Source organism: Faecalicatena contorta, assembly GCF_021531895.1.
Lineage (GTDB): Bacteria > Bacillota > Clostridia > Lachnospirales > Lachnospiraceae > JAFBIX01.
The window spans coordinates 103,631-117,584 of the sequence record NZ_JAFBIX010000003.1 but is presented as its reverse complement, the minus strand read 5'-3'; the positions used below and the strand labels follow the sequence as shown (position 1 = coordinate 117,584).

11 protein-coding genes, 1 other RNA gene, 1 riboswitch and 1 other annotated feature are annotated in these 13,954 nt (G+C 41.1%); all 12 genes read left to right on the top strand.

Features of this window, described 5'->3' with window-relative positions; translation table 11 throughout:
* Nucleotides 1–200: 200 nt before the first annotated feature.
* The 12 genes from pckA (at nucleotide 201) to cbiD (ending at nucleotide 13,945) form a co-directional block, all read left to right on the top strand.
* Nucleotides 201–1,805, top strand: coding sequence for a phosphoenolpyruvate carboxykinase (ATP) (gene pckA, locus JQM81_RS01805; protein WP_235231811.1), 1,605 nt, complete (start codon nucleotides 201–203; stop codon nucleotides 1,803–1,805).
* A 54-nt stretch (nucleotides 1,806–1,859) separates the two neighbouring features.
* Nucleotides 1,860–2,042, top strand: a non-coding RNA gene (gene ssrS, locus JQM81_RS01800) — 6S RNA.
* Between the two features lie 171 nt (nucleotides 2,043–2,213).
* Nucleotides 2,214–3,476: a SpoIID/LytB domain-containing protein gene (locus JQM81_RS01795; RefSeq protein WP_235231813.1), complete on the top strand. Its 1,263-nt coding sequence runs from the start codon at nucleotides 2,214–2,216 to the stop codon at nucleotides 3,474–3,476.
* A gap of 89 nt (nucleotides 3,477–3,565) precedes the next feature.
* On the top strand, nucleotides 3,566–4,402 hold the full coding sequence (locus JQM81_RS01790) for a YihY/virulence factor BrkB family protein (RefSeq protein ID WP_235231809.1): 837 nt from the start codon (nucleotides 3,566–3,568) through the stop codon (nucleotides 4,400–4,402).
* A 48-nt stretch (nucleotides 4,403–4,450) separates the two neighbouring features.
* Nucleotides 4,451–4,676: a binding site (T-box leader), on the top strand.
* Between the two features lie 56 nt (nucleotides 4,677–4,732).
* Entirely contained in the window at nucleotides 4,733–5,752 is a 1,020-nt protein-coding gene (pheS, locus tag JQM81_RS01785) for a phenylalanine--tRNA ligase subunit alpha (protein WP_235231808.1), read from the top strand.
* A gap of 95 nt (nucleotides 5,753–5,847) precedes the next feature.
* Entirely contained in the window at nucleotides 5,848–8,268 is a 2,421-nt protein-coding gene (gene pheT / locus JQM81_RS01780; protein ID WP_235231806.1) for a phenylalanine--tRNA ligase subunit beta, read from the top strand.
* An 18-nt stretch (nucleotides 8,269–8,286) separates the two neighbouring features.
* Nucleotides 8,287–9,276: a signal peptide peptidase SppA gene (sppA, locus tag JQM81_RS01775; protein ID WP_235231804.1), complete on the top strand. Its 990-nt coding sequence runs from the start codon at nucleotides 8,287–8,289 to the stop codon at nucleotides 9,274–9,276.
* A complete protein-coding gene (locus tag JQM81_RS01770) occupies nucleotides 9,257–9,916 on the top strand; it encodes an RDD family protein (protein ID WP_235231802.1) in 660 nt (219 codons plus the stop codon). Before sppA ends, JQM81_RS01770 begins: the two co-directional genes overlap by 20 nt.
* A 23-nt stretch (nucleotides 9,917–9,939) precedes the next feature.
* Nucleotides 9,940–10,965 (top strand): tRNA preQ1(34) S-adenosylmethionine ribosyltransferase-isomerase QueA, encoded by a 1,026-nt coding sequence (gene queA, locus JQM81_RS01765; protein ID WP_235231800.1) that lies wholly within the window; start codon nucleotides 9,940–9,942, stop codon nucleotides 10,963–10,965.
* A gap of 107 nt (nucleotides 10,966–11,072) precedes the next feature.
* On the top strand, nucleotides 11,073–11,552 hold the full coding sequence (locus JQM81_RS01760) for a superoxide dismutase family protein (RefSeq protein ID WP_235231798.1): 480 nt from the start codon (nucleotides 11,073–11,075) through the stop codon (nucleotides 11,550–11,552).
* 89 nt (nucleotides 11,553–11,641) lie between these two features.
* A complete protein-coding gene (locus tag JQM81_RS01755) occupies nucleotides 11,642–12,412 on the top strand; it encodes a Uma2 family endonuclease (protein WP_235231797.1) in 771 nt (256 codons plus the stop codon).
* 58 nt (nucleotides 12,413–12,470) lie between these two features.
* Nucleotides 12,471–12,657, top strand: a riboswitch (cobalamin riboswitch).
* Between the two features lie 142 nt (nucleotides 12,658–12,799).
* A complete protein-coding gene (cbiD, locus tag JQM81_RS01750) occupies nucleotides 12,800–13,945 on the top strand; it encodes a cobalt-precorrin-5B (C(1))-methyltransferase CbiD (RefSeq protein ID WP_235231796.1) in 1,146 nt (381 codons plus the stop codon).
* The last annotated feature ends 9 nt before the right edge of the window (nucleotides 13,946–13,954 follow it).

The following is a 13,954-nucleotide window of genomic DNA, read 5'->3' as shown; positions in this document are numbered from 1 at the left end:
ACATAGACGTGATTATGCGGTTGGTGAAAAATAAATGAATAATAAAAAATATTAACTTTCGCGAAAGGATTGTTAAAGTATTGACTTTTTATGAAAAAAATGTAATAATAAGACAAATGCCGCTGTAAAAGGCAGAAATATGCAAAGGCAGAAAGTGTTACGGCGGTTATGATTAAGGAAAGAAAAGAGGTAAAACAAAGATGGCGAATATCGATTTAAGTAAGTACGGCATTTCAGGAACTACAGAAATTGTACACAATCCTTCTTATGATTTATTGTTTGAGGAAGAGACAAAGCCGGAATTGGAAGGTTTTGAAAAGGGTCAGGTTAGTGAACTTGGTGCAGTAAACGTAATGACAGGTGTATATACCGGACGTTCTCCAAAAGATAAATTCATTGTAATGGATGAAAATTCCAAAGATACTGTATGGTGGACTTCTGATGAGTACAAGAATGATAACCATCCGGCTTCTGAAGAGACATGGGCTGCTGTAAAGGATATTGCAGTGAAAGAACTTTGTGATAAGAAGCTTTATGTGGTAGATGCTTTTTGCGGAGCCAATAAGGATACACGTATGGCAATCCGTTTCATCATGGAAGTTGCATGGCAGGCTCATTTTGTTGAGAACATGTTTATTATGCCTACAGCGGAGGAACTTGAGAGTTTTGAGCCAGACTTTGTTGTTTATAATGCTTCTAAAGCAAAAGTTGAAAATTATAAAGAGTTAGGACTGAATTCAGAGACAGCAGTTGTATTCAATATCACAAGCCGTGAACAGGTAATTATCAATACATGGTACGGTGGAGAGATGAAAAAAGGTATGTTCTCTATGATGAACTACTATCTGCCATTGAAGGGAATTGCTTCCATGCACTGTTCTGCCAATACAGATATGAATGGTGAAAATACAGCAATCTTCTTCGGATTATCTGGAACAGGTAAGACAACTTTGTCAACAGATCCAAAACGTCTTCTGATTGGTGATGACGAACATGGATGGGATGATAATGGTGTATTTAACTTCGAAGGTGGATGCTATGCGAAAGTTATCAATCTGGATAAAGAATCTGAACCAGATATTTATAATGCAATCAAGAGGGATGCGCTTCTTGAGAACGTAACACTGGATGAAGAAGGAAAGATTGATTTTGCTGATAAGAGTGTAACTGAGAATACACGTGTATCTTATCCGATCAATCATATTGAGAAGATTGTTCGTCCTGTATCTGCTGCACCAGCTGCACAGAATGTAATCTTCCTGTCTGCAGATGCATTTGGAGTACTTCCTCCGGTATCTGTACTGACACCAGAGCAGACACAGTACTATTTCTTATCTGGATTTACAGCAAAACTTGCTGGTACAGAGCGTGGAATCACAGAGCCTACACCAACGTTTTCCGCATGTTTTGGACAGGCATTCCTGGAACTGCATCCAACAAAATATGCAGAAGAACTGGTTAAGAGAATGGAAAAGAGCGGTGCAAAAGCATATCTTGTTAATACTGGATGGAATGGAACTGGAAAGCGTATCTCTATTAAAGATACCCGTGGTATCATTGATGCAATCTTAAATGGAGATATCCTGAATGCTCCTACTAAGAAGATCCCATACTTTAATTTCGAAGTTCCAACAGAACTTCCAGGTGTAGATTCTGCAATTCTTGATCCTCGTGATACTTACGCAGAAGTAGCTGAATGGGAAGCTAAGGCTAAGGATCTTGCTGAGAGATTCGTAAAGAACTTTGCAAAATATGAAGGAAATGAAGCAGGTAAAGCATTAGTTTCTGCAGGACCACAGTTATAAAAAACAGTTTTATAGGTTGTAAAATCTATATAAATGGGGTATAATATCCTCAGTAGAAACCTGGGATGTTCGATAACTTCTGTAATTTTGAACCTACAAAACTTTAAACGGGACTCTTATATCTCCGTAATATGTCAGGCCTCCGAATTGTGCAGGGGAAGACAAAAAAGCGGATGCGGACACCCACCTAGCTGTGGCTAGGAGTCAAAATACAGAAACCGGCATTTTGGGGCCATACAAAAGATAGAAGACAGTCGTGTATGCGGCTGTCTTTTTGGTTATATTTAAAGAGAAAAAAGCATACATTGAGAAAAAAGTATTGGACAAGAGGATACGTACAGATTGAAAAAAAATAATAGATATAGAAATAATAGATATAGAAAGTATAGATATCTCCGGTATTTGTTGATGCTTGTAATCAGCCTGTTTGTCGTGGGAGGATTGTTTTCTTCATTTCAAAATTTTGAGAAAAAAGAATATAGGAAAGAAAAAGAACTGCAGAAGAATCCAGAAGCTCAGATGGAAATAAGTAATCCGAATATTCGGGTCTTGATTATGACCGACGGGTATGCCGAAGTTGCCCATCCGACAGTGGAGATATCAGCTGTTAACGGACTGGTAATTACATATGGTGAAGAGACAGAAGAAACGGAAGGAATGCAGTCGGTTATATTCGCCCCGGATGATCCGAGGTTTCAGAGCGGAAATGTCCGAATCTATGCCAGAGATGGAGGAGAGATTACATTACAGAGTATAGAAAGAGGGTGTGGAACGCCGTCTTATGCTGGAATATTAGAGCTTCGGACAACGGCAGAAGGTGTGATAGTTATTAATGAACTGCCTGTAGAGACGTATTTATGTAAAGTAGTACCCAGTGAGATGCCTGCTTCATATGAATTAGAAGCATTGAAAGCACAGGCTGTGTGCGCTCGGAGTTATGCTTATCAGCAAATGCAGGATTATGCGTATCCAGAATATGAGGCTCATGTCAATGATAGTACGGATTATCAGGTGTATGGGAATTCTTTGCCTCAGAATACGACAAACCAGGCGGTAGAGGAGACAAAAGGGCAGGTGGTTCGATATCAGGGTCAGATAGTCACAACGTATTATTATTCCACTTCTTGTGGGAAGACAACAAATCTGGAAGCCTGGGGAACAGAATGTAATGAACAGAATGCCTATCTTCAGTCGGTAGAAGTAAAAGACTCAGAAGGTGATTATGAGCAAGGGCTTCCGTGGTATCGTTGGGAGGCGGACATACCGGTAGAGACTTTGTCGAATCTTATTGGGATTAATACCGGAAAAGATATCGGAGTTCTGCAAAGTCTAGAGGTAACCAAAGAAGGACCAGGAGGTGTCGCACTTCAAATCTGTGCGGTTGGAGAGAAAGGTCAACTGACAGTGGAGACTGAGAATAAGATAAGAAGAGCATTGGGAGGTAGTGGATATGAGATTCGGAAACAAGATGGAACAAATGTAGCAAGTTCATCCTTGCTCCCGAGTGCGTTCTTTACAATTCAAAGAGAGGGGGATATATTTTTCATCAAAGGTGGCGGGTACGGACACGGAATAGGAATGAGCCAGAACGGTGCGAATGAGATGGCTAAAAAAGGGAAGAATTATATGGATATACTGACGCTTTTTTTTCAAGGGATTACAGTTGAATAGATGCTTTGATCGTAGCAAAGGAGATATGTTTTGATAGACAAATATGTAAAAATCGGGTAAAATATAGAACAAATATATTGGAGATTGCCATGAAGAAAATAAAACAACTCTATCAAAATATTACGAATATTACTGCTGGAATTTCGGCAGATCATGTGGGAGCATATGCAGCACAGACATCTTATTTTTTTATGCTGTGTATGATTCCGATTATATTACTGTTGCTTACGATGGTGCAATATACGCCGGTAACGAAAGCGGATGTTATGACTGCTGTTATTCAGGTGTTTCCGTCATCGGTTGATTCTTTGATTACTTCTATTGTGAATCAGGTGTATAATCAGTCTACTGGAGTCATCCCGATTACTATAGTAGTTGCTTTGTGGTCGGCAGGAAAAGGTGTATTGGCTATGACATCGGGGTTGAATTGTGTGTATAAATGTAATGAGACCCGTAATTATGTATTTTTGCGTATTCGGGCAACCATTTATACGGTTATGTTCATTATCGTTATTATATTTTTGCTTGTGTTATCTGTATTTGGTAATACCCTGAATCTATTTATAGCGGAGCATATACCAATTATGCTTGGAGTGGCTGAGAAACTGTTAGAGACGCGAATCATCATTACGCCAATTGTTTTGGTTGCATTTTCACTGATGATTTATAAATTCCTGCCAAACAGAAGGGACAAGTTCCGTTATCAGCTTCCTGGAGCAATGTTCTCTGCGGTAGGATGGATGATAATTTCCTGGATTTTTTCTGTATATCTGGATGTGTTCAAGGGATTTTCCAGTATGTATGGAAGCCTTACGACGATTGTACTGATTATGTTGTGGATGTATTTTTGTATGTATTGCATTCTGCTGGGCGGTGAGTTGAATGTGTTATTGAACGGGAAGATATTTGAGAGAAATGAGAAATAATTTCTTGACATTATAGTTTCTTATGATACAATAATTAAGTATTAATAGGTAAAAGCAATGACCGTGTCAGTAGAGAATCATTTTCCGATAGAGAGAGGGGATCGTTGGCTGGAAGTCCCTTTGGGTTCAGATGATGCTTGAATTTCCCACGTGAGCTGCATTTTTGAAATCATAGTAGAAAATGACGTAGATGCACGTTACGCAGTAATGAAGTGCCCGTATATTGATGATGCGGGAATCAGGGTGGTACCACGGGTGATAACTCGTCCCTTTTGGGATGAGTTTTTTTTATGCTCGAAAGAGTTGGTAAATCAGAAAGGAAGAAAAGTGATGAAAGAAAAATTACAGAACATCAAAGAAGAAGCATTGAAGGCAATTGAAGCTGCCGATATGCCAGAAAAATTGAATGATGTGCGTGTAAGATTCCTGGGTAAGAAGGGAGAACTTACCGCAGTATTAAAGGGAATGAAGGATGTTGCGCCAGAGGACAGACCGAAGGTGGGACAGCTTGTCAATGAGACAAGAGCGGCTATCGAATCTGTTCTGGAAGAGAGCAAAGTAAAGATGGAGAGGGCTATCCGTGAGGAGAAGATGAAACAGGAAGTTATTGATGTTACACTCCCATCTAAGAAAAACATGGTCGGACATCGTCATCCGAATACGATTGCACTGGAAGAAGTTGAAAGAATCTTCGTTGGCATGGGATATGAAGTAGTGGAAGGACCGGAAGTAGAATACGATCTGTATAATTTTGCAAAATTAAATATCCCGGATGGACATCCGGCAAAAGATGAACAAGATACTTTCTATATTAATAAAGATATCGTACTGCGTACCCAGACATCACCAGTACAGGCGCGTGTAATGGAACAGGGCAAACTTCCGATTCGTATGATCGCGCCAGGACGTGTATTCCGTTCTGACGAAGTAGATGCGACACATTCACCATCTTTCCATCAGATCGAGGGACTTGTCATCGACAAAAACATCTCCTTCTCTGATCTGAAAGGAACACTGGAAGTATTTGCCAAAGAATTATTTGGACCAGAGACAAAGACCAAATTCCGTCCACATCATTTCCCGTTCACTGAGCCAAGTGCTGAAGTAGATGTGACATGCTTCAAATGCGGAGGAAAAGGATGCCGTTTCTGTAAAGGATCTGGCTGGATTGAAATCCTTGGCTGCGGAATGGTACATCCACACGTATTGGAAATGTGCGGAATCGATCCAAACGAATACACCGGCTTTGCATTTGGTGTAGGCTTGGAACGTATCGCATTGCTTAAATACGAAATCGATGACATGAGATTATTATACGAAAACGACATTAGATTTTTAAAACAATTCTAAAAAGGTACAGGGCAAAATGCATTTGGGTACACCATAAAATGCAAAAAGGGACGTAGTAAAGTGAAAGAATACTACGTCCCCAGAAAGGAGAAAAAATGAATACATCATTATCATGGATAAAAGCATATGTTCCTGACTTGGATGTTACTGCTCAGGAATATACAGACGCAATGACGTTGTCTGGAACGAAGGTGGAAGGATATGAGGTGCTGGATGCGGATCTGGACAAGATTGTGATTGGACAGATTGACAAGATTGAGAAGCACCCGGACGCAGATAAGCTGATTATCTGTCAGGTGAATGTAGGAAGTGAGTCTGTTCAGATTGTCACTGGTGCACATAATGTGAATGAAGGGGACAAGGTTCCTGTCGTACTGGACGGGGGACGTGTTGCTGGAGGACATGAGCCGGGAAGTCGTGTTGCAGGTGGAATAAAGATTAAGAAGGGTAAGCTTCGTGGAGTAGAGAGCTGCGGCATGATGTGCTCTATTGAAGAACTTGGCTCTAATCGTGACATGTATCCAGAGGCACCGGAAGAAGGAATCTATATCTTCCCAGAGGATGCAGAGGTAGGAGCCAGCGCAATTGAAGCATTGGGACTGAATGATGTGGTATTTGAGTATGAGATTACTTCTAATCGTGTAGATTGCTTTAGTGTTGTAGGTATTGCAAGAGAAGCTGCCGCTACTTTCGGAAAGAAATTTCAACCTCCGGTAGTAACTAAGACTGGAAATGCTGAGGATGTTAACGACTATATCAAAGTAACTGTAAAAGACAGTGATCTCTGCCCAAGATATTGTGCAAGAGTTGTGAAGAATATTAAGATCGGACCGTCTCCAAAGTGGATGCAGAGACGTCTGGCTTCTGTAGGCATTCGTCCAATCAATAATCTGGTTGATATCACAAACTATGTCATGGAAGAATATGGACAGCCGATGCATGCCTATGATTTGGATACAATCGCTGACCGTGAGATTATTGTGCGCAAAGCTGCAAAAGGAGAAAAGTTTACAACTCTGGATGGGCAGGAAAGAGAGATGGACGAATCTGTACTGATGATCTGCGATGGAGAGAAATCCATCGGTATTGCAGGTATCATGGGTGGAGAAAATTCCATGATTACAGATGATGTACAGACAATGCTTTTTGAAGCTGCTTGTTTCGATGGAACAAATATCCGTAAATCTAGTAAGAAGATCGGACTTCGTACCGATGCTTCTGGTAAGTTTGAAAAAGGTCTTGATCCAAATAATGCACAGGCTGCTATCGACCGTGCATGCCAGCTGGTAGAAGAATTAGGAGCTGGTGAAGTGGTAGGTGGAATGGTTGATGTCTATGGTAAGAAAAAAGAGCCGGTAAGAGTTCCTTTTGATCAGGATGAAATCAATAGTCTGCTTGGAACCAACATTTCAAAGGAAGAGATGATTGGATACTTCAAAAAGATAGATCTTGAATATGATGAAGAGACAAACGAAGTAATTGCGCCTACTTTCCGTCATGACTTATTCCGCATGGCTGACTTGGCAGAAGAAGTGGCAAGATTCTACGGATATGATAATATTCCAACTACACTTCCGAAAGGTGAAGCTACAACTGGTAAATTGTCATTCAAGCTGCGTGTAGAAGAAGTTGCTCGTGATATTGCTGAGTTCTGTGGATTTAGCCAGGGAATGACTTATTCATTTGAAAGTCCAAAGGTATTTGATAAATTAATGATACCTGCAGACTCACCGCTTCGTCAGACGGTTGAGATTATGAATCCTCTTGGAGAAGACTATAGTATCATGCGTACGACTTCTTTGAATGGAATGCTGACATCATTGGCAACTAATTATAATAGAAGAAATAAGAATGTCAGACTGTATGAATTAGGTAATGTATACATCCCGAAGGCTCTTCCGCTCACAGAACTTCCGGAAGAAAGAATGCAGTTTACACTTGGAATGTATGGAGATGGAGATTTCTTCAGTATGAAAGGTGTAGTTGAAGAGTTCTTTGAAAAGGTTGGTCTGCATAAGAAAGAAACATATGATCCAAATGCAGGAAAACCATATCTTCATCCGGGTCGTCAGGCAAATATTATTTATGATGGCAAGGTTGTTGGTTATCTGGGAGAATTGCATCCAGATGTTGCAGATGCATATGGTATCGGTACAAGAGCATACGTTGCAGTGATTGATATGCCTGAAATCGTTGAGAGAGCATCATTTGACAGAAAGTACACAGGAATTGCGAGATTCCCTGCTGTGACACGTGATATCAGTATGGTTATGCCGAAAGACATCCTGGTAGGCCAGGTTGAAGAAGTCATTGAGAAAAAGGGCGGAGTATATCTGGAAAGCTATGCACTGTTCGATCTTTATGAAGGAGCACAGATTAAGGAAGGATACAAATCAGTAGCATATTCTATCGTGTTCCGTGCGAAAGATAAGACACTCGAAGATTCAGAAGTTTCAGAGTCCATGGATAGAATTCTGAAAGCGTTGGAAGGCATGGGAATCGAGCTTCGTAAATAAAATATGGAGAGTAAAAGCATGAAGAAAAAGCAGATTGGTGGTCTGATTATAGCAGCTATCCTGTTTGTTGCGATAGGAGTGGCCAGTGTATTGACAAATGCGTTGACAGATTCATTTTCACAGAGAATGCTGGAAGAAAGTGCTGAGCATCTTATGACGGGAGGCTACGATTTCCAACCGCCTGGGAAAAACTATATTGCAATCGTCAGAGTAGAAGGAACGATTCAAGAACAGACAGAGAGCAATTATTTTGAGACATCTTCAGGTTATCAACACACAACAACGTTGGAGTATATTGATAATTTGATGGATGATTCGAATAATCAGGGCATCTTGCTGTATGTGGATTCACCTGGTGGTACCGTATATGAATCAGAAGAGCTCTATCTGAAGTTAAAAGAATACAAGGAGACCACCGGATGTCCTGTCTGGGATTATATGGCACATTATGCAGCTTCTGGCGGATATATGGTGTCTATGTCAGCAGATAAGATATATGCAAATCCAAATACAACAACAGGCTCTATTGGCGTGATCATGGCAGGGTATGATATGAGTGGGTTATATGAAAAATTAGGAATTCGCTATGTAAGTATTACCAGCGGTGCCAATAAGGATAGTTCCAAGATGACTGATGAGCAGATAGCAATTTATCAGAGTCAAGTGGATGAATATTATTCAAAATTTGTTGGGATAGTAGCAGATGGACGTGGTATGTCCGAGGAGGAAGTGAAACAGCTTGCAGACGGACGTACCTATACGGCAAATCAAGCACTGGAAAATGGGTTGATTGATGAGATCAGTCTTTACGATGATATGAAGGAAGCAATGAGTGAAGAATTAAATGTTGATGAATTCTATGAATTGGAAAGCTCAAAAAATACACTGTCTTCACTGTTGGCAGAAGTCAAAGACTTGGTTCCAAAATCAGAAGCTCAGATATTGACAGAGACCGCAGCAGATATGGAAAGCGGGGTGCCGATGTACTATGCAGAACAATTACAATAGACCTTCAATGGAGTTCGCCGGTTTTTGGGTACGAGCAGCAGCTTATTGTATTGACCGTTCGGTAGTGTTTGTGGGACTTTTGCTCGTGAGAATCCTATTATCGGTAGTAGCTGGCGGTGCACTTTCTGGAAGAAATATATTGTTCCATTATACTTGGAAAGATATTATTCTTTATGTGCTTCAAGTGACGTATTTCGTTCTGTTTACCTATTATACCGGGACGACTCTTGGAAAAAAAGCAATGAATCTGAGGGTTGTCAACGAAGATGGGAGCCAGAAACTGAATCTGATCGATGTGATTTACCGGGAGACGGTCGGGAGGTTCCTGTGTGGTTTGTCTGTCGGGATTGGATATATTATGGCAGGCGTCGACCGTGAAAAACGAGGATTGCATGATATGCTTTGTGACACGAGAGTTATCTATGCTAAGAAAGTAAAAGTATATCCAGTATATCAAGTCCCGCAGGGGTGGCAAGTGCCGCCACAAGGTCCGGCACCAATGCCACCGCAAGGTCCGGCACCAATGCCACCACAAGGTCCGGCGCCGATGCCGCCGCAAGGTCCAGGGGCAATGCCGCCTCAGGATCCATCGGTTCAGAAGTCCGTGGATGAGCAGATTCATCAGGGACATGCACAATAATATATAAAGAAGGGATTCATATTATGAAACGTCAAGATTTTTATTATGAATTGCCGGAAGAATTAATTGCTCAGGATCCATTGGAGGATCGTTCCAGCTCCAGACTTCTTGTACTTGACAAGGAGTCTGGAGCTGTTTCCCACCATGTATTTAAAGAAATTATTGATTATCTACATGAGGGAGATTGTCTGGTTATTAATGATACGAAAGTAATTCCGGCTAGATTAATTGGTTCAAAAGTAGGAACTGATGCCAAGATAGAAATATTATTATTAAAAAGAAAAGAAAATAATGTCTGGGAGACTCTGGTAAAGCCGGGGAAAAAGGCAAAAATAGGAACGAAGATCAGCTTTGGAGAGGGGCTTTTAATTGGTGAAGTCATTGATGTGGTAGAAGAAGGGAATCGTTTGATACAATTTACCTATGATGGAATCTTTGAGGAAATCTTAGATCAGTTGGGACAGATGCCTCTTCCGCCGTACATTACTCATCAACTGGAGGATAAAAACCGTTACCAGACAGTATACGCTACTCATACAGGGTCTGCGGCTGCACCAACGGCAGGACTCCATTTCACACCGGAACTTCTGAAAGCCATTGAAGAAAAGGGAATTGATATAGCCAGAGTAACACTTCACGTAGGCCTTGGAACATTTCGACCGGTTAAAGTAGATGAGATTACGGAACACCATATGCATTCCGAATTTTTTCAGATTGATGAAGATGCAGCGGCCAAGATTAATATGGCAAAGGATTCCGGAAACAGAGTTATCTGTGTAGGGACAACCAGCTGCAGGACTATTGAGTCTGCCGCAGATGAGACGGGACATTTGAAAGCATGCAGTGGATGGACAGAAATCTTCATTTATCCAGGATATAAATTTAAGGTTTTGGATTGTCTGATTACGAATTTTCATCTTCCAGAGTCTACACTCATCATGCTGGTGTCGGCTTTGGCTGGAAGAGAACATGTGCTGTCGGCATATGAAGAGGCTGTCAGAGAAAAATATCGCTTTTTTTCGTTTGGAGATGCTATGTTGATCTGTTAACGCATGAAAGGATGGGGCGAGGAAAATGAATTTTTTCCCCCGCCCCATCCTTTTTACATATTCCTGAAGGTATTTGCATAGAATGCCACAAGGAGTGTGATGGTAAGATGAAGATTATGGAGAATCATCCAACTGCTTCTGCGAAGATAGCAGGAAGTGCAAAGTATCCACATCTCAGAGGTAGAGTGGATTTTTATGATACGTTTGGAGGAACGGTGCTGGTTGCATCTATTTATGGGATTACAGATATCAATGGAAAAAGCAGTCAACAGTTTCATGGATTTCATATTCATGAAGGTGGCAGCTGTTCTGGAGCAGATCAGGAGCCCTTTGCAAATGTTGATGGGCATTACCAGTCAGTAAAATCACAGCATCCTGAGCATGCAGGGGATTTGCCGCCTCTGCTAAGTAATAATGGGATTGCGTGGATGTGTGTATATACAGATCGGTTTTATCCTGAGGATGTCATTGGAAAAACGGTAATTATCCATGCGTTGCCGGATGATTTTCATACACAGCCATCTGGTGCTTCTGGAGAAATGATTGCCTGTGGCGAGATTCAGGCACGAGAGAGCGAGATACGGTAAAAATATGGAAATTAAATGGAAATAATATGATTGACATATGGAGTGATAAAAGATATAATTATGAAAACAAATGAAAGAGAGGAACCAAAATGACAGTACAGGAAATGAAAGAGAGAAAGAAACTCTTAGGTTATACGAACGAAATGATTTCAGAACTATCGGGTGTTCCTCTTGGCACAGTGCAGAAAATTTTTGCGGGTGTAACTGCCTCACCACGATATGATACATTGTTGGCTTTAGAGAAAGTGCTGAAAAAAGAAGATAACAAGATGGCTGAATCTGTAAGGGATTATTCGGTGAAAAGACCGGGGGAATACACTGTGCAAGATTATTATGCATTGCCGAAAGAAAGACGTGTGGAGTTAATGAATGGAGTCATCTATGATATGGCGGCACCGTCGAATTTGCATCAATTATTATGTACAGAGATATGGCAGCCAATCAAAGATTATATAAAAAAAGAAGGTGGGCAGTGTATTCCGTTTGTTGCGCCGGCAGATGTTCAGCTCGACTGTGATGATAAGACGATGGTTCAGCCAGACGTGTTTGTAGTGTGTGATCGGAGGAAATTAATTAAGCATTGTACTTATGGGGCACCGGATTTCATTGTGGAAATTCTCTCTGAATCAGGAAGAAAGAAAGATATGATTATAAAGTGTGAAAAATATGCCAGTGCAGGAGTCAGAGAATACTGGATTGTAGATCCGGTACAGAAAAAAGTATTAGTATATGACTTTGAACATGATGAATTTCCAGTAATCTATGGATTTGATGACAAAGTTCCAGTGAGGATTTTTGAAGGGAAATGTATCATAAATTTTGCTGAAATCTATGAATATATAAGTTTTTTATATGAATAAAAAGGGAATAGAAACAGGAAGCAGAAAAGAATTTGACATGCCTGACATAAACCGATAGAATATAGATATTGAGACTGGTTTCACTTTGTGGATGAAAAGGGAATGCGGTGCGAATCCGCAGCAGCTCACTCTACTGTAAGAAATGACGAAACCTGCGGACCACTGTTGTGAGAATGACAACGGGAAGGGCGGGGATTAGGTTTTAGTTTTAAGTCAGGATACCTGCCAGTAATCAGAGTAAAGTCTTACGGTGAGGGCAGGATGATACATAAGAATGGAAAAGTTCTGATTGTATGGAGGGATTGTCGCAAGGCGTCACCTCCTTTTTCTTTCATATGAAAAAGATATATTCATGAATGTAGAAAAAGATGTGACAGGAGAGAAAGAATGGCACAGAAAAAACTTGCCTGGGGTTATACTACGGGAACGTGCGCACAGGCGGCGACGAAAGCCGCGCTGAAGATGCTATTTGCAAAAGAGCAGATAGATCAGGTAGAAGTGGAACTTCCCAAGGGAAAGAAACTTCAGTTGAAGATTCATGATATCAGGATAGAATACCGGGATGAGAATCAAAAGGAGATACAGAGCATATCTTGTGCAGTCCAAAAAGATAGTGGAGATGATCCTGATATCACGAACGGAATCATGGTGTACAGTAAAGTGGAAAAAACAAATACAGGACAGTACATTCTTGATGGAGGTCAGGGAATCGGGAGAGTTACGAAACCAGGTCTGGATCAACCAGTTGGGAATGCGGCGATCAATCGCGTTCCGCGTAAGATGATCTTGCAAGAAGTGGAGGATGCCTGTGAGGAGGTTGGTTATCTTGGGGGCATATATGTTGAGATATCCATACCGGAAGGAAAACGTCTTGCAGCAAAGACTTTTAATCCGAGACTGGGAATTGAGGGTGGTCTGTCGATTCTGGGAACCAGCGGATTGGTAGAACCGATGAGTGAGCAGGCATTGTTGGATACTATTTGCCTGGATATAAGAGTGAAAATAGCGGCAGGAAAAGAATATCTGATTGCGGCACCGGGGAATTATGGCCTGGATTTTCTGAGACAAGCCTATGGGATTGAAGAGCAGGAAGTGGTTAAATGCAGTAATTATATTGGACAGACTATAGATATGGCAATTGATCAGGGAAGTAAAGGTATTCTGCTGGTAGGGCATATCGGAAAACTCATTAAAGTTGCCGGAGGGATTATGAATACCCATTCAAGATGGGCGGACTGTCGGATGGAGATTCTTGCAGCGGCAGCGTTAAAAGCAGGAGTTTCGAGGGAAAAGACCTGTGAATTCCTGGATTGTATGACAACAGATGATGCATTGGACAGATGCACAGTTTCTGAGCGAGAAAGGATTATGGGGCAGATAATGGAGCGAATGGAGCAGTATTTGAATTACCGGGCAGCAGGTGAGCTTCAGATTGGTGCGATCACATTTTCCAATATATATGGTATTCTTGGAAAGACCAGCCAGGCAGAACATCTGATAGAAAAATATAAAGTTAGGGTCAAAAGCGTATGACCTAGCATC

Coding starts and splice junctions, on each gene's coding strand:
- pckA (WP_235231811.1), top strand. CDS start 201: ATGGCGAATATCGATTTAAGTAAGTACGGCATTTCAGGAACTACAGAA.
- queA (WP_235231800.1), top strand. CDS start 9,940: ATGAAACGTCAAGATTTTTATTATGAATTGCCGGAAGAATTAATTGCT.
- JQM81_RS01790 (WP_235231809.1), top strand. CDS start 3,566: ATGAAGAAAATAAAACAACTCTATCAAAATATTACGAATATTACTGCT.
- cbiD (WP_235231796.1), top strand. CDS start 12,800: ATGGCACAGAAAAAACTTGCCTGGGGTTATACTACGGGAACGTGCGCA.
- JQM81_RS01770 (WP_235231802.1), top strand. CDS start 9,257: ATGCAGAACAATTACAATAGACCTTCAATGGAGTTCGCCGGTTTTTGG.
- JQM81_RS01755 (WP_235231797.1), top strand. CDS start 11,642: ATGACAGTACAGGAAATGAAAGAGAGAAAGAAACTCTTAGGTTATACG.
- JQM81_RS01795 (WP_235231813.1), top strand. CDS start 2,214: ATGCTTGTAATCAGCCTGTTTGTCGTGGGAGGATTGTTTTCTTCATTT.
- JQM81_RS01760 (WP_235231798.1), top strand. CDS start 11,073: ATGAAGATTATGGAGAATCATCCAACTGCTTCTGCGAAGATAGCAGGA.
- pheT (WP_235231806.1), top strand. CDS start 5,848: ATGAATACATCATTATCATGGATAAAAGCATATGTTCCTGACTTGGAT.
- sppA (WP_235231804.1), top strand. CDS start 8,287: ATGAAGAAAAAGCAGATTGGTGGTCTGATTATAGCAGCTATCCTGTTT.
- pheS (WP_235231808.1), top strand. CDS start 4,733: ATGAAAGAAAAATTACAGAACATCAAAGAAGAAGCATTGAAGGCAATT.